The sequence below is a fragment of the Vibrio ulleungensis genome, assembly GCF_016900875.1.
GTDB classification, from domain to species: domain Bacteria; phylum Pseudomonadota; class Gammaproteobacteria; order Enterobacterales; family Vibrionaceae; genus Vibrio; species Vibrio ulleungensis.
Genome location: NZ_JAFEUM010000008.1, coordinates 60375 through 81395 on the forward strand (window position 1 = coordinate 60375; position 21021 = coordinate 81395).

18 protein-coding genes are annotated in these 21021 nt (G+C 46.3%); 15 read left to right on the top strand and 3 right to left on the bottom strand.

Annotation, left to right across the window (positions count from 1 at the left end; all coding sequences use genetic code 11):
* The first annotated feature begins 145 nt into the window (after window positions 1-145).
* Together JQC93_RS17090 and tadA are read left to right on the top strand one after the other, a co-directional pair.
* Window positions 146-1705, top strand: a complete 1560-nt coding sequence (locus tag JQC93_RS17090; protein ID WP_084886530.1) for an AbgT family transporter — start codon at window positions 146-148, stop codon at window positions 1703-1705.
* Between the two features lie 143 nt (window positions 1706-1848).
* Window positions 1849-2355, top strand: a complete 507-nt coding sequence (tadA, locus tag JQC93_RS17095; RefSeq protein ID WP_205159591.1) for a tRNA adenosine(34) deaminase TadA — start codon at window positions 1849-1851, stop codon at window positions 2353-2355.
* A 36-nt stretch (window positions 2356-2391) separates the two neighbouring features.
* On the opposite strand, the gene JQC93_RS20420 is transcribed toward tadA, so the two are convergent.
* On the bottom strand, window positions 2392-2526 hold the full coding sequence (locus JQC93_RS20420) for a hypothetical protein (RefSeq protein ID WP_268980185.1): 135 nt from the start codon (window positions 2524-2526) through the stop codon (window positions 2392-2394).
* Between the two features lie 170 nt (window positions 2527-2696).
* Window positions 2697-4223, bottom strand: coding sequence for a membrane-bound lytic murein transglycosylase MltF (mltF, locus tag JQC93_RS17100; RefSeq protein WP_205159592.1), 1527 nt, complete (start codon window positions 4221-4223; stop codon window positions 2697-2699).
* Between the two features lie 281 nt (window positions 4224-4504).
* On the opposite strand from mltF, the gene purL reads away from it, so the two are divergent.
* Both purL and JQC93_RS17110 read left to right on the top strand, forming a co-directional pair.
* A complete protein-coding gene (gene purL, locus JQC93_RS17105; RefSeq protein WP_205159593.1) occupies window positions 4505-8398 on the top strand; it encodes a phosphoribosylformylglycinamidine synthase in 3894 nt (1297 codons plus the stop codon).
* Between the two features lie 122 nt (window positions 8399-8520).
* Window positions 8521-9060: a DUF3332 family protein gene (locus JQC93_RS17110; RefSeq protein WP_205159594.1), complete on the top strand. Its 540-nt coding sequence runs from the start codon at window positions 8521-8523 to the stop codon at window positions 9058-9060.
* Between the two features lie 89 nt (window positions 9061-9149).
* On the opposite strand, the gene JQC93_RS17115 is transcribed toward JQC93_RS17110, so the two are convergent.
* Window positions 9150-10622 carry an aminoacyl-histidine dipeptidase gene (locus tag JQC93_RS17115; protein WP_205159595.1) on the bottom strand — a complete coding sequence of 491 codons (1473 nt, stop codon included), beginning with the start codon at window positions 10620-10622 and terminating at the stop codon, window positions 9150-9152.
* A 791-nt stretch (window positions 10623-11413) separates the two neighbouring features.
* Here JQC93_RS17115 and JQC93_RS17120 point away from each other — a divergent pair.
* The 11 genes from JQC93_RS17120 (at window position 11414) to nusB (ending at window position 20978) form a co-directional block, all read left to right on the top strand.
* Window positions 11414-12706 (top strand): NCS2 family permease, encoded by a 1293-nt coding sequence (locus tag JQC93_RS17120; protein WP_205159596.1) that lies wholly within the window; start codon window positions 11414-11416, stop codon window positions 12704-12706.
* Between the two features lie 21 nt (window positions 12707-12727).
* Window positions 12728-13192 carry a xanthine phosphoribosyltransferase gene (gpt, locus tag JQC93_RS17125; protein WP_084886510.1) on the top strand — a complete coding sequence of 155 codons (465 nt, stop codon included), beginning with the start codon at window positions 12728-12730 and terminating at the stop codon, window positions 13190-13192.
* Between the two features lie 75 nt (window positions 13193-13267).
* Complete coding sequence (gene frsA, locus JQC93_RS17130; RefSeq protein ID WP_205159597.1) at window positions 13268-14506, top strand: esterase FrsA; 1239 nt, start codon at window positions 13268-13270, stop codon at window positions 14504-14506.
* Between the two features lie 81 nt (window positions 14507-14587).
* A complete protein-coding gene (crl, locus tag JQC93_RS17135) occupies window positions 14588-14977 on the top strand; it encodes a sigma factor-binding protein Crl (protein WP_205159598.1) in 390 nt (129 codons plus the stop codon).
* 167 nt (window positions 14978-15144) lie between these two features.
* Window positions 15145-16254 carry a glutamate 5-kinase gene (gene proB / locus JQC93_RS17140; protein WP_205159599.1) on the top strand — a complete coding sequence of 370 codons (1110 nt, stop codon included), beginning with the start codon at window positions 15145-15147 and terminating at the stop codon, window positions 16252-16254.
* Between the two features lie 24 nt (window positions 16255-16278).
* A complete protein-coding gene (locus tag JQC93_RS17145; RefSeq protein ID WP_236009648.1) occupies window positions 16279-17514 on the top strand; it encodes a glutamate-5-semialdehyde dehydrogenase in 1236 nt (411 codons plus the stop codon).
* Window positions 17515-17639: 125 nt separating this feature from the next.
* Complete coding sequence (gene nrdR / locus JQC93_RS17150; RefSeq protein ID WP_205159601.1) at window positions 17640-18089, top strand: transcriptional regulator NrdR; 450 nt, start codon at window positions 17640-17642, stop codon at window positions 18087-18089.
* A gap of 3 nt (window positions 18090-18092) precedes the next feature.
* Complete coding sequence (gene ribD / locus JQC93_RS17155) at window positions 18093-19193, top strand: bifunctional diaminohydroxyphosphoribosylaminopyrimidine deaminase/5-amino-6-(5-phosphoribosylamino)uracil reductase RibD (RefSeq protein WP_205159602.1); 1101 nt, start codon at window positions 18093-18095, stop codon at window positions 19191-19193.
* 21 nt (window positions 19194-19214) lie between these two features.
* Window positions 19215-19871: a riboflavin synthase gene (locus JQC93_RS17160; protein ID WP_205159603.1), complete on the top strand. Its 657-nt coding sequence runs from the start codon at window positions 19215-19217 to the stop codon at window positions 19869-19871.
* 170 nt (window positions 19872-20041) lie between these two features.
* On the top strand, window positions 20042-20512 hold the full coding sequence (ribH, locus tag JQC93_RS17165; protein WP_084886485.1) for a 6,7-dimethyl-8-ribityllumazine synthase: 471 nt from the start codon (window positions 20042-20044) through the stop codon (window positions 20510-20512).
* Complete coding sequence (gene nusB, locus JQC93_RS17170) at window positions 20505-20978, top strand: transcription antitermination factor NusB (RefSeq protein WP_408068616.1); 474 nt, start codon at window positions 20505-20507, stop codon at window positions 20976-20978. The genes ribH and nusB overlap by 8 nt, the downstream gene beginning before the upstream one ends.
* Window positions 20979-21021 lie beyond the last annotated feature (43 nt).

Consider the following 21021-nt stretch of genomic DNA (forward strand, 5'->3'; position numbering starts at 1 on the left):
CAAAACAGGAAAAAACTTCTCAAATTGATAATTAAGGTCAATATTATGCTGACTTTTTCTATTAATTAATTGCAATGACGTTAAAATCTGTGCCGGACGTAGTTCAATCGTCTACCGCCAATAAATATAAAATTACGGAGTTACCATGAGTAACCAAGCTACAACTAACACAACAGTACAAAAAGCAAGTGGCATGGACCGCTTCCTAAATGTGATTGAGCGTGTCGGAAACAAAATTCCTGACCCAGCCATATTGTTCTTTTGGGCCCTGATCGCCGTTTGGGTTTTTTCTGCCGTTCTTTCTCAAGTTTCTTTTGATTTGGTCAATCCGCGTACAGGCGATGCATTGGTCATCAATAACCTCCTCACAGGTGAAGCTCTCGCACACTTTCTTGCCAACATGGTCACCACCTTTACTAGCTTTGCTCCTCTAGGTATCGTGCTTGTCGCAATGTTGGGTGTCGGTGTTGCCGACTCTTCTGGTTTTATTACAACCGCATTGAAAAAAATGCTGAATGTAACGCCAGCCAAATTCCTGACGCCAATGTTGATTTTGGTGGCGATTGTTTCGCACACAGCAGCAGATGCAGGTTACGTTCTGGTCATCCCTCTGGGTGGTATTATCTTCCACGCTGCAGGTCGTCACCCTCTAGCGGGTATTGCTGCTGCCTTCGCCGGTGTATCGGGTGGTTTCTCTGCCAACTTTATCCCATCGGGAATTGATCCTCTATTAGCAGGTTTTACTCAAACAGCGGCTCAAGTTCTTGACCCTGATTATGTAGTAAACCCTCTTGCTAACATCTACTTCACAGGCTTGTCTTCAATTATTATTGTTGCCATTGGTTGGTTTGTGACTGAGCGTATTATCGAACCACGTTTAGCCAAAACGCCAGTAGATGCAGATGCTGAGGAAGCGCCGGATCTTGGTTCAATTTCTGACAAAGAAGCAAAAGCATTCAAATACGCTGGTTGGGCTATGATGGCGGGCATCGCGCTATTGATTGCTGCAATCATGCCTGAAAACTCTGCGCTTCGTTCTCCTGACGGCGAAATTACAGCCTTCTCTGCACCACTGATGAAATCGATTGTGCCATTAATCTTCATTCTATTTATCATTCCTGGCATCGTATATGGCCGTGTGGTGGGTAAGTTCTCTAACAGCAATGACGTTATTAAAGCAATGTCTGACACTATGGGCACCATGGGTGCGTACATGGTTATGTCATTCTTCTGTGCACAGTTCTTGGTGGCCTTTGGCCAATCAAACATTGGTACCATGTTGGCACTCTATGGTGCGGAAGGTCTTAAAGCTCTTAACCTTCCAGGACAAGCAACCGTAGTCGGCATGATTCTCTTGACCGCTATGGTGAACTTGTTAGTTGGCTCTGCCTCTGCAAAATGGGCATTGATCGGTCCTATTCTTGTTCCTATGTTGATGGCTGTTGGTATTTCACCTGAATTGTCTCAAGCGGCATACCGTGTGGGTGATTCTGTGTCTAACATCATCTCGCCACTAATGGTATTCTTCCCATTAGTGGTTGTGTACTGTCAGCGTTACGTGAAATCAACGGGTATCGGTACGCTCGCATCACTGATGATGCCGTTCTCGATAGCGATGCTTATCGGTTGGAGTATCTTCCTACTGGCTTACTGGGCTCTAGGTATTCCATTGGGCATCCAAGCGCCTTACACTTACACCATGTAAGTGCTAATCATTTAATTAAGCCCTGCATACGCGGGGCTTTTTTTATGCCGGTACTTGATTAAATAGGTACCTTTATAATTAGGTGAACAGAGTATTAGAGGCACTTTTTAACGCCTGAAATCAACTAAGCGAAATGAGCAGTCATGACTAAGCAAAGTGAACAAGATAACGAGTACATGCGAAAAGCCATGTCCTTAGCCTCCCTAGCCGAGCAAGAGGGGGAAGTTCCTGTAGGAGCGTTGTTGGTTCGCAATAATGAAATCATTGCGACAGGGTGGAATAGAAGCATAGGGCAGCACGATGCCACCGCGCACGCAGAGATACAGGTCATTCGCTCCGCAGGGGAGAAGCTTGAGAACTATCGCCTTACAGATACAACGCTGTACGTAACATTAGAGCCTTGTCCTATGTGTGCAGGGGCGTTGCTTCATAGTCGTGTAGGACGAATAGTCTTTGGCGCTTTTGATGGAAAAGCAGGCGCTGCGGGGAGTGTGTTAAATTTATTCGAGTCTCAGGCTGCGTATCACTATGCTGAGATAGAAGGGGGCGTTTTGGAACTTGAGTGTAAAGCGCAACTGCAAGCATTTTTTAAGCGCAGACGAAAAGAGAAAAAGGAATTGAGAGATAAACTAAAGAAAGGGGAACTTTAGCAAACATCAGTCTTTCACCGATGTTTGCTTATTTTTTTACTCTGCCAGAGAGGCGTAAGCGCGAGTGCGCATAATAACTTTTTTCTTATTATTAGCTAACATACGTTTACGACGATTGGCAGATACGCTTTGTTTTACGAGACGCTTTGATAGCTTGCGTTTCATTCTCATAATACAGCCTCCAACAATGTAGTCGATCGATAATCCTCACCCATTTGTATGGGCTTAAGAACACGTTTTAAAGCACAAATGTTACGAAAGGATGAATAAGAACCAAAGGATCTTAATCACATTCTACGGTAACAATAATGTAAAAGTTGACGCATTCGTGTGAACTCTATCTATTTTGTGGCAGAGGCCTCATTTGTGGTGGCCGCGGAAACCTCGTCACCTAACTCTATAGGCGCATTTTCGGTCCCGACAGCCTCAGACTGGGCAGGCACAAGAGGCTGGATCACTTGAATATTATCAAGATCGATCTCCTCTTCGTTGGCCGGCGTTTTATCGACGTGACCAATGATGCTCTGATAGTAGCGACGAATGTTTTCGACGTAGTTCATCGCCTCATCTCCACGGGCAAATCCGTAGCGAGTTTGCGAGTAGTATTTTTTTTGTCTAAGCAAGGGTAAACGCTCTTTAACATCACTCCAAAGATCAGGGTTTCCACCTTGAGCTTTAGTGAGGCGCCTTGCATCCATCATATGACCGAAGCCGACGTTATAGGAGGCTAGGGCAAACCAGGTTTTTTCATGCTCTGCGATGGAATCAGGAATACGTTTGACCATTTGACGAAGGTATTTCACGCCGCCTTCTATGGATTGCTCGGGGTCTAGGCGATTGGTCACCCCGACGCTTTTAGCGGTAGGAAGTGTCAGCATCATCATGCCACGAACACCAGTGGGAGATTTCGCTGATGGATTCCAGTGCGACTCTTGATACGCTACCGCCGCTATAAGTCGCCAGTCAAACTCTCCGGCGTGCTTTTTAAAAAGTGGTTCCCATTTGGGTAAAGTGCTGTCGATGGCGCGAACAAAAGCCCGAGTATCAACATAATCAAACTGCGAGATATGACCCAGATACTTTTCTTCTAACTGAGCCAGTTCTCCGCTCTGTTTGAGTTGGCCAAAAAACTCAATCATTAACGCATATAAGCCTTCGTCATCGGATTTATTGGTGTACCAAGTAATAGGTTTATCTTCGGTGAGATCGAACGCAATCGACAAGTTTGGGTATACACGCTGTGCCAGTGACAAATCGACAGAGTTCGCCACAGTAAACTGAATGTCTCCCGTGGACACTTGTCTAAGTAAGTCATAGGTATCGGCATCACTGGAGATGACATTGATATCTGGGTGCGTGTCAGCAAGTTGATTTAAAGTCGACTCAAAGTGACTGCCATCAACGACATAAACAGGGGCATCGCTTTCACTTAATTGAGCCAGGTTTCTGGGGCGGTTGGTGCCGTTTTGGTACACAACTTGTTGGCTCACATAGTAGTAGGCCGGCCCTGATCGGAACTGAGTAAGTCGTTCTGGTGATTGGCTTATACCTGCCGCAACAACGTCAACTTGGCCCGCTTCTAAGGCTGGAAATAGTCCCGATAAACGATAGGCCGGTTTAATTTCTAAACTCACGCCTATGCTTTCGGCAAAACGATCGGCAAGTTCATACTCTAGGCCCGTTGGACCATCAGGACCGATATAGTAAGAAAGCTGATTATTCAGTGTACCGACTCGCAACACACCACGTTTTTGGATTTGTTCGAGTTGACTGGTATCTTGTGAGTCGATTTGGCAACCAGTAAGACTAAATACAGCGAGCGACAGAACCACAGTGGTGATGAGCTTGGACAAAACAGAGAACGGCATTGATACACTTCAGTTGTCAAATGAGGGCTCAGTTTAGCAAACTCTTTAATGCGTGGAAATCTAAGCCGTAGAGTTTGCTCGTGTACGCACTTCGCCGCAAAGGTCAGCCGAAAGCAATTATTTGCGCAAACGGTTGCTTTATGGGTTTAGTTCACAAATAAACTGCACTATAATACGCGAAAAATTAAGCAGTCTATTATTGGTATAGGTTTAGGCCCGACACTAAGTGCCTGAATTTATTCCAATATTTTCTTAATCAATTGCATAAGAGACCTAAGCACATGAGAATTTTGCGTGGTTCCCCAGCTCTTTCTGAGTTTCGCGTTAACAAGCTACTTGAACTTTGCCGTGAGCAAGACCTGCCAGTTACTGGTCTTTACGCTGAGTTTATGCACTTCGCTGACTTAAGCACCGAGCTCGATGAGGCTGAGTTAGACAAGCTAGAAAAGCTACTAACCTATGGCCCAACCATTGAAGAGCACGAGCCTCAAGGTCTTCTCCTACTGGTAACACCTCGTCCCGGGACGATTTCGCCTTGGTCTTCTAAGTCGACCGACATTGCACACAACTGCGGTTTAGCTAAAGTCACTCGTCTAGAGCGCGGCACCGCTTATTACATCGAGTCATCACAGCCGTTAGACGCAGAGCAGACTAACGCAATAAAAGCGTTGGTCCACGACCGAATGATGGAAGTTGTGTTTGGTGAGCTAGAGGCAACAACAGCGCTGTTTACAACAGCAGAGCCCGCTCCAGTAGCGCAAGTGGACATTTTGTCTGGTGGTCGCCAAGCATTGTCTGAGGCGAACGTATCACTTGGACTTGCGTTGGCCGAAGATGAGATTGATTACTTAGTCGAAAACTTTACTAAACTGGGCCGTAACCCGAATGACATCGAGCTAATGATGTTTGCGCAGGCAAACTCAGAGCACTGTCGCCACAAAATTTTTAACGCTGACTGGACTATCGATGGCGAGAAGCAAGATAAGTCTCTGTTCAAAATGATCAAAAACACCTTTGAGGTGACTCCTGACCACGTATTGTCTGCGTACAAAGATAATGCGGCAGTAATGGAAGGTTCAAAGGTGGGGCGCTTCTTTCCGAACCCAGAAACTCGTGAATATGACTACCATCATGAGGCCGCTCATATCCTAATGAAGGTGGAAACACACAACCACCCAACCGCGATATCTCCTTGGCCTGGCGCATCGACAGGCTCTGGTGGTGAAATTCGTGATGAGGGCGCAACCGGTATTGGTGGCAAACCTAAAGCTGGTTTGGTGGGTTTCACTACCTCTAACCTACGTATCCCAGGATTTGAACAGCCTTGGGAAACCGACTTTGGTAAGCCAGGCCGTATTGTCAACGCGTTAGATATAATGACAGAAGGCCCGTTAGGTGGCGCTGCATTTAACAACGAGTTTGGTCGTCCTAACCTTCTGGGTTACTTCCGTACATACGAAGAGAAAGTGACGTCACATGCAGGCGAAGAGATCCGTGGTTACCACAAGCCGATTATGATCGCTGGTGGTATGGGTAATATTCGTGACGAGCATGTTCAAAAGAAAGAGATCCCAGTAGGCGCTAAGCTGATTGTACTCGGCGGTCCTGCAATGAACATCGGCCTTGGTGGTGGCGCCGCGTCGTCAATGGCTTCTGGCCAGTCGGCAGAAGATCTTGATTTTGCTTCCGTGCAGCGTGAAAACCCAGAAATGGAGCGCCGCTGTCAAGAAGTGATCGATCGCTGTTGGCAGCTTGGCGATGCCAACCCAATTGCCTTTATTCATGACGTGGGCGCGGGTGGTATTTCTAATGCTCTACCTGAATTGTGTGACGATGGTGAGCGCGGGGGTAAATTCCAACTGCGTGACGTGCCAAATGATGAGTTGAGCATGAGCCCACTCGAAATTTGGTGTAACGAATCTCAAGAGCGATATGTTATGGCTGTCGCGCAAGAGGACATGGCGACATTTGATGCTATCTGTAAGCGCGAACGCGCTCCTTACGCAGTCGTAGGTGAAGCAACAGAAGAGCGTCATCTTACACTAGAAGATAGCCATTTCGAGAATACACCTATCGACATGCCGATGGACATCTTATTAGGTAAAACGCCTAAGATGCATCGTGATGCTAAAACATTAAAAGTTGATAGCCCTGCGCTAGAACGTGACGGCATCGAACTTAATGAAGCGGTCGATCGCGTACTTCGTTTGCCAACAGTGGCTGAAAAAACCTTCCTAATTACCATTGGCGACCGTTCAGTAACCGGTCTTGTTGCTCGTGACCAAATGGTTGGCCCTTGGCAGGTACCTGTCGCTAACTGTGCAGTGACCGCTGCAAGTTACGACTCTTACCATGGTGAAGCGATGTCGATGGGCGAGCGTACACCCGTTGCACTCCTCGACTTTGGTGCGTCTGCGCGCCTCGCAGTAGGTGAATCTCTGACCAATATCGCCGGTACAGATATTGGCGATATTAAGCGAATCAAACTGTCGGCTAACTGGATGTCCCCAGCGGGCCACCCAGGTGAAGACGCTGGATTATACGAAGCGGTTAAAGCGGTAGGTGAAGAGCTGTGTCCAGCACTGGGCCTAACTATTCCAGTTGGTAAAGACTCAATGTCAATGAAAACCAAGTGGAACGAAAACGGTGAAGATAAAGAAGTCACTTCACCATTGTCTCTGGTTATTACCGCGTTTGGACGAGTGCAAGACGTACGCAGAACAGTGACGCCTCAGCTAAGAACAGACAAAGGCGACTCTAGTCTATTGTTGGTTGATTTAGGTAATGGCAAAAACCGTTTAGGCGCAACAGCGCTGGCTCAAGTGTACAAACAGTTGGGTGATAAACCTGCTGACGTTGATAATGCAGAGCAGCTTAAAGGCTTCTTTGACGCTATGCAGACCCTAGTTCGTGAAGATAAGTTACTGGCTTACCACGATAAAGGTGATGGTGGTTTATTTGTTACATTGGCCGAAATGGCGTTTGCAGGACATTGCGGCGTTAACGCTGACATCTCGGCACTCGGTGACGATACGCTTGCAGCGCTGTTTAACGAAGAGCTAGGCGCTGTCATTCAGGTGACTAATAGCCAACTTGAGAGCGTGAAATCGGTATTGGCAGCTCACGGTCTGGAAGACTGTTCACATGTGATTGGTGCGGTTGAAGCATCTGATTCATTAGTGATCACTGCAGGCTCTAACACCCTATTGGAACGTAACCGTACTGAGCTAAGAACCATTTGGGCTGAAACCACCCATAAAATGCAAGCGCTTCGTGACAATCCTTCGTGTGCAGACCAAGAGTTTGCAGCTAAGCAAGACAACACCGACCCAGGCCTAAATGTTAAGCTAAGCTTTGACGTCAACGAAGACATCGCGGCACCATTTATTGCTACAGGTGCCAAGCCTAAAATGGCTATTTTGCGTGAGCAAGGGGTGAACTCTCATGTTGAGATGGCGGCTGCGTTTAACCGCGCTGGCTTTGATGCCATTGATGTTCACATGAGCGATATCCTATCGGCTCAGGCTGTACTCGACGAGTACAACGGGCTGGTAGCCTGTGGAGGCTTCTCATACGGCGACGTGTTGGGCGCCGGTGAAGGCTGGGCAAAATCGGTGCTATTTAACGCATCGGCTCGTGACCAATTTGAAAGCTTCTTTAACCGTCAAGATACCTTCTCTCTAGGGGTGTGCAACGGTTGTCAAATGCTGTCAAACTTGCGTGAACTTATTCCAGGCGCAGACCTGTGGCCACGTTTCGTACGCAACGAATCTGAGCGTTTTGAAGCGCGCTTTAGCTTGGTAGAGGTGCAAAAGTCAGACTCTGTGTTCTTTAACGGCATGGAAGGCTCTCGCATGCCTATCGCCGTCTCTCACGGTGAAGGCCGAGTAGAAGTGCGCGATTCGCAGCACCTTTCGGCGATAGAGCAATCAGGTACTGTGGCACTGCGTTACGTCGATAACCATGGCAATGCAACACAGCAATATCCAAATAACCCAAATGGTTCGCCAAACGCGATCACCGGTTTAACCACAACGGATGGACGCATTACTATAATGATGCCTCACCCTGAGCGTGTTTTCCGTACGGTTGCTAACTCATGGCACCCAGAAGATTGGGGTGAAAATAGTGCGTGGATGCGTATGTTCCAAAATGCACGCAAGAATTTAGGCTAGATGCCTAATTCTAAAATAGAAATGCCGCTCTTATGAGTGGCATTTTTTTTTAAGAAAGTAGTAAAAAACAAATTATTTCGTCTACTGTTATTGAGAGCGTTAATTCAAAAGGGACGAGTAAAATGAAGAAAATGACATTGAAAGCAGTGGGAACGTTGGTTATCGCAGGATCACTTGCAGGGTGTGTGGGTTCAAATGCGGTTACCGAAAAATTGATGATGTTTAACGTTGAAGTGGTTGATAACCGCTATGCCCGTGCAGGGGTCAACTTATTACTGTCACCTGTCTACGCCATTACGGTTGCAGTGGACTATGTCGTAGTTAACTCCATCGAATTTTGGACGGGAAAAAACCCATTAAATGGTAAGCCGCATATTTTTGATATGAAAGTCGATACCATGATGGACATTAATGATGATCTCGCTCCGACGCTAACAGATGCACCTTTGGATCCGATTTCGAACAATCGTATGATTGAAAAAGGCACCATGCAGAAAATTGATGAAAATACCTTCATCATGGATATTGTCTACAACGATGGTGCAGAGGCAACCTTAATGGGGGTTCGCCGCGGTGAAAATGTCAGTTACTATATGGATGGCGTATTGATCTCTCAAACCACAATGAGTCAACTGCAAATGTTAGCTGATGGTCAAATTTAGACTGTTCTAGCGCGCTAAGCAGAATCAAAAAGGGCTTACTTTAAAAGTAAGCCCTTTTGCTTTGCGAGTATTATTGCTAGTCGCAATCTCTACGCTTTGGTTGGAATCGCTTCTAAAATACCCTGCATTTGCTGCCAATATAGGTCTACTGACGCAATCTCTACTTTCTCGTCGGGAGAGTGAGGGAATTTGATTGTTGGGCCAAATGAAACCATATCCATCTCTGGGTACGGTTCTTTAAAAAGACCACATTCAAGTCCAGCATGGATAACCATGATGTTAGGTTTATGACCGTATATACCTTGGTACATGCTTCTAAATAATGCCATGATCTCTGAGTCAGGATCCGGCTTCCAGCCCGGATACGTGCCAGAGAATTCAATGTGTGCACCAGCCAATTCTGCCAGTGAGGCAAGATGGCTTTCTACTTGTTCACGACCCGAGTCAATCAATGAGCGAATCAAAAACAGTACATTAATTTTGTCTGTATCGGTGGTGATGACGCCTAGGTTTAGTGAGGTTTCAACCACTCCTGCTATGTCATCACTCATGCGAACGACTCCGTTAGGGGCGCTGTTTAGCGTAGCGATGAGTTGCTTTTGCGAAGTACTGTCTAGCACGTCATAAGACTCTGTGTATGGCTGAAGCAATACTTGGATATCGGTTTCTATCTTGCCTAGTTCTTGGGAAAGCAGCGATTGGTAGTGCTCAACAAGCGCGTTGAGCTGACTTTCATTTGCCGTAGGTAGAGATACCACAGCAGACGCTTCTCTAGGAATCGCATTACGTAAGGTACCGCCGTTAAATTGACTTAGTTGCAGTCCAAGCTCGTCCGCGTGCCCTGCCAAAAAACGTGCCAGCAATTTGTTTGCATTGCCACGGCCAGTGTGAATGTCGCACCCAGAGTGGCCACCTTTTAAGCCTTTGACTATCAATTTGAAGGCTGTGCTATTTACCGCAGGATCTTGGCGTGAGATGGACAGTGTCATAGCACCATCCACGCCGCCCGCGCAGCCCATGTAAACTTCACCTTCTTGTTCAGAGTCGGTGTTAAGCAAAATGTCACCCGATAGCCAGTTTTCTTTAAGGCCAAATGCGCCTGTCATTCCAGCTTCTTCATCGATGGTAAGCAATACTTCGATAGGGCCGTGGGCAATTTCCTCAGAGTCCAACACCGCTAAGCATGACGCCATGCCAATGCCGTTGTCCGCACCTAAGGTTGTTCCAGTAGCCGTTACCCACTCCCCGTCAATGTATGGTTTGATTGGATCAGCGGCAAAATCGTGGTCAGTGTCTTCATTTTTTTGCGGCACCATGTCGATGTGCGCTTGAAGTACTACAGTTTTCTTATTCTCGTTGCCCGCTGTGGCTGGCTTTTTAATGAGCACATTGCCTGTTTCATCGCGAGAGACATCAAACCCTTTTCCTGTTGCCCAAGTAATAATGTGTTGTGCCAGTGCTTCTTCATGCTTAGAAGGATGCGGAATAGAGCAGATCGTTGAGAAAAATGGCCAGATTGGGTTGGTGGTGCGTTGTTGAATTGACGCCAGAAAGTCTGTCATCACAATCTCCTTATAGTGTGGGCACCCTATTTGGGTACTCCTAATTATTGGTTGTAGTGCTAGATGTCGCTTAGCACAACATCTGATGCTATTGATGCGCGCATTGGATGAAATTAACGACTGATATTAACTCTTTTTACAACATTTTTAAAACAACAAACCAATAAACTTCTCGAGACTAGCCGGGATAAATGTAATTAATTTACCGAATAAAATATATAGGAACGCCTAAAAGCGGATAATTTGGCCATTTCTCACGAAAATCTTGTAATTAACTTTCAGTTTGATAGAATGCTCTCATCTGGTCACCTTGTCTTAATTTAGATAGTTGTGCGACGAGACAATCTTATGAATGGTTTATCCGTTCATGTGATGCGAACGAAAGTTCACCCCCTAATTTGTTAGAATTGCGATGTATTACATCGAATCGATTCCACGCCATCCCATTTGGGGTGGCGTTTTTTTATTCCATAATACTCACTTTTAGCGCTTATCATCTCTGCAATCGATTACATTGGGCTAATTACACTCTAGTGATATCAATTTGCCCATTTTTTTGCGACATCATCTTAGAGTAGTGCGAAATATCACCGGGTTATTCAATCTCTGTTGTTTTCTAACTTAATGAAAATAAAGACTATTAATCTTTAGTTATGCTCATCTGACAATTTAAACTGTAAGAAACTAAGATTTGAGTAAAAAGTCAGTGGAAATTCAATCTTTATGCTTCTATAATTCGCGCAATCGTTACACGCAAACGTTTTCTTACACAATTTTTGGGATAATTAGAGATGCTTGAGAAGCTATTTAAACTCAGTGAACACAACACCTCAGTGCGCACGGAAGTCATCGCCGGTCTAACGACCTTTTTAACCATGGCGTACATCATATTTGTGAATCCGGCAATGCTGTCAGATGCAGGTATGGATCGTGGTGCTGTTTTTGTTGCTACCTGTTTGGCTGCAGCTATCGGCTGTTTCATTATGGGTCTTTATGCTAATTACCCAATCGCTCAAGCACCAGGTATGGGACTGAACGCCTTCTTTACCTATGGCGTTGTTCTGGGTATGGGGCATACGTGGCAGGTTGCACTGGCCGCTGTTTTTGTCTCTGGTATCATCTTTATGCTACTTAGCGTGTTTAAAGTGCGCGAGTGGATCATCAATTCTATTCCTCAAGCGCTACGTATTGGTATCTCAGCAGGTATTGGTCTGTTTTTGGCGTTCATCGGTCTACAAAATGCGGGCATCGTTGTAGATAATCCAGCGACATTGGTTTCACTAGGTCACGTGGCGTCACTAAAGCCAGCTCTAGCCGCTCTTGGTTTCTTTCTGACGATTGGTCTTGTTTACCGAAATGTTCGTGGCGCGGTGATGATTGCTATTTTGATCGTGACAGGCATTGGTCTTTTATTAGGTGATGTGCAATATACGGGCATCATGTCTGCTCCGCCAAGCCTTGCTCCAACGCTTATGCAACTTGATTTTTCTGCCGTTTTTGAAATTGGTATGATTTCGGTTATCTTCGCGTTTTTGTTTGTCGACCTCTTCGATACTGCGGGTACCTTGGTCGGCGTTGCGACGAAAGCCGAACTGCTTGAAAAAGATGGTAAGTTGCCTCGTCTAAACCGTGCGCTACTATCTGATTCTACGGCAACCTCTATCGGTGCTCTTCTAGGTACATCAAGCACAACGTCATACGTAGAGTCGACAGCTGGTGTTGCTGCCGGTGGCCGCACAGGTCTAACCGCAGTTGTTGTCGGAATTTTATTCTTACTAGCACTGTTTTTCTCACCATTAGCAGGTATGATCCCTGCCTATGCAACAGCAGGTGCTCTGTTTTACGTCGCGATTCTAATGATGTCGGGTCTGGTTAATATCGATTGGCACGACCTTACTGAAGCCGCACCGGTTGTTGTCACTTGTCTATTGATGCCTTTAACCTATTCAATTGCGGAAGGTATCGCACTGGGCTTTATTTCTTATGCTGCTATCAAAGCATTTAGCGGTAAAGGACGCGAAGTATCCATCAGTGTTTGGGTATTGGCGGCTATTTTCGTACTAAAATATGTTTTTGCTGGCTAACTAAAAATTGTAGGTTGAGATATGACTCAAAAATTCATCATCAGTTGGGATCTTATGCACATGCATTGCCGCACTTTGGCCGAGCGCCAGATGCCAGCAGAGCAGTGGAAAGGTATTTGGGCAGTAAGTCGTGGTGGCCTTGTACCTGGTGCAATCCTAGCTCGTGAACTGGGCATCCGTTATGTAGATACCATCTGTATCTCTAGTTACGATCATGATCATCAACAAGACATGACTGTGCTTAAAGCCCCTGAGGGCGATGGCGAAGGTTATTTGATCGTAGAAGATCTTGTCGACAGTGGTGACACAGCACGTAAGCTGCGCGAATTGTACCCTAAAGCGAAATTGATCGCGGTGTGTGCTAAACCGTCAGGAGCTGAGTTGCTAGATGACTATGTGGTTGATATTGCTCAAGATACTTGGATAGAGCAGCCGTGGGACATGACGCTACAATATGTAGAGCCGGTTAACCGCAAACGCAAATAATCAAAAGCCCCGCAAATGCGGGGCTTATTTGTTACACTATGTAGAACTTCATTGGCCATAGGTACAGAGCGCAATATGACCCAAGATTCGAGTAAAAACCTTTCAGAAAAACTGTTTGCAAAGAACCTTCAAGCGAAAGAAACCTCAATCTTAACGCCGTACTTACCAAGCAGCCTTACCCAGCTAGAGCAGAAACCTCAATACCCCTGGTATCGTAACAACCGTCGTTTGCAATGGGCGTGGCAAGGGCTTGATCCCATCGACCAAGAGCAAGTGCTGGCGCGGATTACATCGTCCAAGCATGAGCGCAGTAAAGATGAATGGCTTGATACTGTTACCGGATATCGCTCTGGTAATTGGGCTTACGAGTGGACGCAATTGGGTGTCGAGTATCAAAAAAAGGCAGCCAAATTAAACGGTGATGAGGCTGCCGAATGGTTATTTAAAGCGTCCCTTAGCTTTAGTGTCGCCGGCTACCCTCACTTAAAAGGGGACAACTTAGCGATTCAGGCGCAATTATTGGCCAGTCACGCGTATATGGAAGCAGCAGAAATAAGCTCTCATTGGCATAAAAAAATTGAGGTGCCATATGAAGGGCGAACGATTCAATGTCACTTGCATTTACCACATACTGAAAAACCCTTACCGGTCGTGTTAGTCAGTGCGGGACTGGATAGTTTACAAACCGATCTGTGGCGTTTTTATAGAGATTATCTCGCGCCTTATAACATTGGTATGTTGACGGTTGATATGCCTTCTGTGGGACAAAATTCCCATTGGGAATTGACTCAAAATACCAGTGTATTGCATCAGGAAGTGTTAAATTACCTGCCGAACTTGCCTTGGATCGATCATTTTAAAGTCGGTCTGCTTGGATTTCGTTTTGGCGGTAATGCGTTGGTGAGACTGTCGTTTCTAGAGCCTAAAAAAATTAAAGCCTGTGTAGCGATTGGTGCACCGGTACACGATGTGTTGTCGTCGCCGCAAAAAGTCGCGTCCATGTCAAAGATGTACTTGGACGTGTTAGCGTCTCGATTGGGTAAAGGGGCGGTAGACATTGGTAGCTTATCTTCTCAAATGATGGCTTGGTCATTGAAAGTTCAAGGTATTCTTTCTAGCCGACGGACAACAGTGCCTATTTTAGCTATGTCTATGGAAGGCGATCCGGTCTCACCACATAGCGATAATCAGTTAATTGCCACCTATAGCCAATATGGAAAGGCGCAAAAAATATCGTCTAAAGAGCTGTTCAAAGGCTATGCAGAATCGCTGGATTTGGCCGCAAAATGGCTCCAAGAAGAATTAAATAGGTGACTTTTTATTCAACTTGTTGAATTATAGAGCTTAGCTGAGTCAATCAGTGGCATAATAATTCTTATAAGTGGAGTAAAAGGTATGGCAGGAAAGTTTCAAAACCCTACTCATTTTCGTCTTCAATCTGCGCTAAAAAAAATCGGCCCCTACTTGCGTGAAGGAGAGTGTAATGAACTGCACTATTTCTTCGACTGTTTAGCGGTGTGTGTCGACGAAAAAAAATCCCCTGAGCTGAGAGAGTTTTACGGTTGGTGGATGGAGTTATCGCGATTGTCAGAAGATAAATGTGAAGCCAAGTTTTATCTTGGGGTATACAACAAAGCCGGTGAGTGGGAAGCCAGCCCAGTTGATAAAGCGCATCAATCAGAAATTGAAAAAACGCAGCAGGACTTTTTAAGTAAACTAACCGCCGCTCTAGAACCTCATGGTATTGAATATACGACCACACAAGAGCTGAGTGAATTCGCGTAAGCGTAACTCTCTATTTTAGAGATTTTGAACGTAATTGATATCGAAGGCGCTGAAAAGGCGCCTTTTTACTTGTGGAAGCCGCCTCAGCCTGATAAAAAGTGAATTATCAACCTACGTGAATAACTACTCAGCGTGCGCTGAGCAAGGTAAATCAAGTCGAGTACTAGATGAAAGTAAAAACCATAGTCGTTAAATTAGGAACCAGTGTCTTAACGGGAGGCACACTCGCCCTCGACCGTGCCCATATGGTGGAGCTCGCTAGGCAATGTGCACAGTTGCAAAAAGACGGGCACAAAGTGGTGCTTGTTTCTTCTGGCGCGATAGCCGCGGGTCGCGAGTATTTAAACTACCCACAACTGCCTAAGTCTATGGCGAGCAAGCAGTTGCTGGCGGCTGTTGGACAGTCTCAGCTTATTCAAGTTTGGCAATCGCTGTTTGCTATTTATGGTGTAAAAACGGGTCAAATGCTACTGACACGAGCCGATCTGGATAACCGAGAGCGCTTTCTCAATGCTCGCGATACAGTCAATGCACTTATCGATAACAAAATACTGCCCATCGTGAATGAAAACGATGCCGTTGCCACCACCGAGATAAAAGTTGGTGATAACGACAATTTATCGGCGCTGGTTGGCATACTGTGCAGCGCTGACAAGCTACTTTTACTCACCGATCAACCTGGCTTATTCACCGCGGATCCTCGTAACAATCCAGATGCTGAGCTGATTAAAGAAGTCACCACGATCGACAAAACCCTCAGAAGCATCGCGGGCGACAGTGGAACCTCTTTGGGCACGGGCGGTATGGCGACTAAGTTGCAAGCCGCAGACATCGCGAGGCGAGCTGGAATTGAAGTGGTGATTGCCGCAGGCAGTGCTAATGACGTGATACTGGATGCCGTTGGCAATTCTCCACAAGGGACAAAGTTCTTAGCGTTGCCAGACTCGCTGGAAAATCGTAAACGCTGGATATTAGCGGGCCCCGCAGCGACTGGAGAAGTGGTGATTGACGATGGCGCTGTTAAAGCGGTTCAAGCGTCGGGTAGCAGCTTATTGGCTAAAGGCGTTATCCAAGTGAAAGGGCATTTTGAGCGGGGGGAAGTGACTCGCATCGTTGATGGCGACGCTCAGCTCGTTGCAAAAGGGATTGCCAGTTACTCAAGCGAAGATTTACACAAGATCAAAGGGATGCATAGTAAAGACATCATGCAAGCCCTTGGCTACAATTATGGATCGGAAGTGATCCACCGCGACGACCTCGTGGTGATACAGGAATAGACTATGACAACCGAACTTACATCAATGGGCATCGCTGCCAAAGACGCTGCTTTTGAACTTGCGACGGCCACGACGGCCACCAAAAACCTGGCACTGACGCTGATTGCCGATGAGCTTGAAGCTAATGCTGAGTCCATTTTGGCGGCTAACGCCAAAGATATCGAAGCGGGTCGTTCTGCCGGGTTAACGGATGCACTGCTTGACCGTTTGCTGCTGAATCCTCAGCGCCTTCACGGTATTGCAAATGACGTCAGAAATGTCATCTCATTGCCTGACCCAGTAGGCAGTGAATTTGACAGTAAAGTGTTGGAAAATGGCATGGCACTGTGCAAACGTCGCGTTCCACTTGGTGTGGTTGGGGTTATTTACGAAGCACGCCCAAATGTCACCATCGATATCGCTGCTCTGTGCTTAAAAACCGGCAACGCGAGCATACTGCGTGGTGGCAAAGAGACCTTCCATTCAAACATGGAACTGGTGAAAGTGATTCAAGTTGCGTTGTCTAAAGCTAAATTGCCTGCAGCATCGGTTCAATATATCGAAAAACCTGATCGCGAATTAGTGTCTCAACTGCTCAAGCTCGATGACTATGTGGATATGATTATCCCTCGTGGCGGTGCTGGTCTGCATAAAATGTGTAAAGAGAACAGTACCATTCCTGTCATCATTGGCGGGTTTGGGATCAGCCACGTTTTCGTTGATGAAAGCGCGGATTTAGCGCGTTCTGTCGATGTGGTCGTGAACTCGAAAGTGCAACGACCTTCAGCGTGTAACGCTCTCGATACGTTGCTAGTACATAAAAATATTGCCGAGAGCTTTATCCCTCAACTTATTGAGAAGATTAAAAACGATGTGGCGATTGTGGCGTGCCCCGAATCTCTTGCGCTAACAGCCAAAGCGAGCGATGTGCGAGCGGTAGCGGAAGGCGATTTTGATACCGAATGGCTAAGCTTTACTTTAGGCATTCGCATTGTCGATTCGGTAGAGCATGCGATTGAACACATGCGTGTTCACAATGCGAGTCACTCAGACGCTATCATGACCAACAATTTGCACAATGCAGAGCGTTTTATTAATTCAGTCGGGTCGGCGGCAGTGTACGTCAATGCGTCAACACGCTTCACCGATGGTGCACAATTCGGACTTGGTGCTGAAGTTGCAGTGTCTACACAAAAACTGCACGCTCGAGGTCCAATGGGACTGGAAGAACTCACCAGTTACAAGTGGGTCGGTAAAGCAGATTATCTGCCAAGACCATAAATCGGTATGATGTAGTTAAAGGCCCTGTTGGGCCTTTTGTTTTTTTGATACAAAATCGCACAGTTCACTAATATCTAGTACTATAGTTTCAACAAGTTAACGCGTTAAGTCGAAGGTTATTGAATATGCATTGTCCATTCTGTTCAGAAAATGATACCAAAGTGATTGATTCACGCTTGGTGGCTGATGGTCATCAAGTGCGCCGCCGCAGAGAGTGCCTAGCGTGTCGTGAGCGATTTACCACCTTTGAGAGTGCCGAGTTAGTCATGCCTAAAGTGATTAAAACCAACGGCAATCGCGAACCGTTTGACGAAGATAAAATGGTCGGTGGGATCCAGCGCGCTTTAGAGAAGCGTCCTGTGAGCGCCGACTCGATTGAACTGGCTATCAGCACCATTAAATCCAAGCTCCGCGCCACCGGTGAGCGGGAAGTCCCAACCGATATGATCGGCAATTTGGTGATGGAGCAACTCAAAGAACTGGATAAAGTTGCTTATATCCGTTTTGCATCGGTTTATCGTAGCTTTGAAGATATACGCGAGTTTGGTGAAGAGATCGCAAGGTTGGAAGATTAATCAATGAGCGATAGGTTCTCCTCAATTGACCATCAAATGATGGCCAAAGCTATTTCTCTTGCCAAGCTAGGGCAATACACGACCTCTCCTAACCCCAATGTAGGCTGCGTTATCGTTAAGGATCAGCAGATCATTGGTCAAGGCTACCATCGCAAAGCGGGAGAGCCGCACGCAGAAGTTCATGCACTTCGCGAAGCGGGCGCGCAAGCCGAAGGTGCTACTGCATACGTAACGTTAGAGCCTTGCTCGCATTATGGAAGAACGCCGCCTTGTGCAAAAGGTCTCATTGAAGCAAAAGTGTCTAAAGTCATCTGCGCGATGCAAGACCCAAACCCTCAAGTGTCAGGGCGTGGGATCGCCATGTTAAAAGATGCCGGTATTGAAGTGGAGGTGGGTTTGCTTGAACCTCAGGCTAATCAACTCAATCGCGGCTTCATTAAAAGAATGAAATCAGGCATGCCATTTGTTTCATTAAAAATGGCGGCTTCTCTTGATGGCAAAACAGCATTGGCAAACGGTAAAAGCCAATGGATCACCGGCGCGAATGCTCGTACGGATGTCCAAGTCTATCGTGCTAAATCAAGTGCAATCCTTTCGACGGCGCAGACGGTGATTGATGACAATGCATCGTTAAATGTTCGCTACGACGAACTGCCAGACGGTGTTCGTTCGACGCTCGATGAGTCTTCTCTAAGGCAGCCACTCAGAGTTATCTTGGACGCGAATAATCGTCTTTCTAATGATCTAAGATTATTCCAATCTGCAGGTGATCGACTTATACTCGGCTCCACATTGGCGATGCAACACAACTTACTTAATGCAGCTCATCAATTTGACCTGCCTAAGCTGCTTCGCTTTTTAGCCACTGAGCACTCAATTAATGATGTATGGGTTGAAGCAGGTGCTACGCTTGCCGGTCAATGCATTCAGCACCAAGTTGTGGATGAACTCATTCTTTATCTTGCGCCAAAATTCATGGGCCAAGATTCTCGTTCGTTGCTCGGACTTACCGGCATTAGCGACATGGCAGATACCATTGACCTCAATATTGAAGATATTCGGTTGATTGGCCAAGATATTCGACTGAGCTGCTCGCTACGCTAACTCAACTTGCTAGGAAAAAACATGTTTACTGGAATTGTAGAGGCCGTCGGCCGATTGCGCTCATTAACCCCTACGGGTGAAGACGTCTCAATCTGTGTCGAATCAACGAGCCTCGATATGAGCGATGTCGCATTAGGCGACAGCATAGCGACTAACGGTGTTTGCTTAACGGTCACCGCTTTTGATGCAAACAGCTATACCGCCGACCTTTCCGTCGAAACGCTTAATAAGACGGGCTTTGCAGATTACCAAGCCGGTGATTATGTGAACTTAGAAAAAGCGATGCTACCGACCACTCGCTTTGGCGGTCATATTGTCTCTGGACACGTAGATGGTGTCGGGACGATTATCGAGCGCCTTGCTGTAGGTCGAGCCATAGAGTTTTGGGTTGAAACACCGGCCGAACTTATGCGCTATATTGCCGAGAAAGGTTCTATTACCGTCGATGGTATAAGCTTAACAGTGAATGCGTTAAGAAAGAATGCGTTTAAGCTAACCATTGTACCGCATACATCGAGCGAAACCACTATTGATCGGTTTGCTGTCGGTCACCGCGTGAACTTGGAAGTGGATGTGTTGGCACGCTATATGGAACGACTTTTAGACGCGAAAGCGCAAGGTGATAAACCCGAGTCCAGCATCAGTTTAGAATTTTTACAACGTAATGGTTTTGCCTAGTCGCACAACAGATCATAGTGAGATTTTACGAATCGGTGCAGTTGCCTTGTTGTGGTAATCGATTAACACCGATTTTTATTATTTACATCGGAGAATCTTTGGATATCGCTCACAAATTTGTGCTAGAATCCTGCGATTCTCACTTTATCAAATTGGTTTAAGGAAGGCTTATGAAAGTGATCGAGGGTGGATTCCCAGCTCCAAACGCGAAAATTGCGATCGTTATTTCTCGTTTTAACAGCTTTATTAACGAAAGCTTATTGTCTGGTGCTATCGATACTTTAAAGCGCCACGGCCAAGTCAGCGAAGATAACATTACTGTTGTTCGTTGTCCTGGAGCGGTTGAGTTACCTCTTGTGGCACAACGTGTAGCTAAAACCGGTCGTTATGATGCGATCGTGTCTTTAGGTACCGTTATCCGTGGTGGTACACCTCACTTTGATTATGTGTGTAGCGAATGCAACAAAGGTTTGGCGCAAGTGTCGTTGGAGTTTAGTCTTCCAGTCGCGTTTGGTGTCCTTACTGTTGATACCATTGATCAAGCGATCGAGCGCGCAGGAACCAAGGCTGGTAATAAAGGTGCAGAGGCTGCATTGAGTGCGCTAGAGATGATCAACGTTCTATCTGAAATCGATTCCTAAGGGAGGCCGTGTGAAACCAGCCGCACGCAGAAATGCACGTCAATTTGCCTTACAAGCGATCTACTCGTGGCAAATTACTAAAGAAAATATCGCTAACATAGAAGAAAGCTTTCTAGCTGGCGAAAAGTACGACGAAGAACAGCATCACGCGGAAGAGCCGTCTCTTAACGAAAAAGAGACCGATGTCGCTTATTTCCGTGAGTTGTTCACCGGCGTGGCTCTAAACCATCAGCAACTGGACAGCAAGTTGCGTCCATACCTATCTCGCCCTATGCAAGATTTGGATATGATGGAGCTAGCGCTACTTCGTTTAGCAATGTTCGAAATGGTGCATTGCCAAGAAGTGCCGTACAAAGTAGTGATCAACGAAGCCATCGAACTGGCTAAGGTGTTCGGTGCTGAAGACAGTCACAAATTTGTGAATGGTGTGCTAGATAAAGCCGCACCGCATGTTCGCAAGAAGTAATTCCTAAGGTCAGCATTTGCTGACCTTTCTTTTATCTGCATTT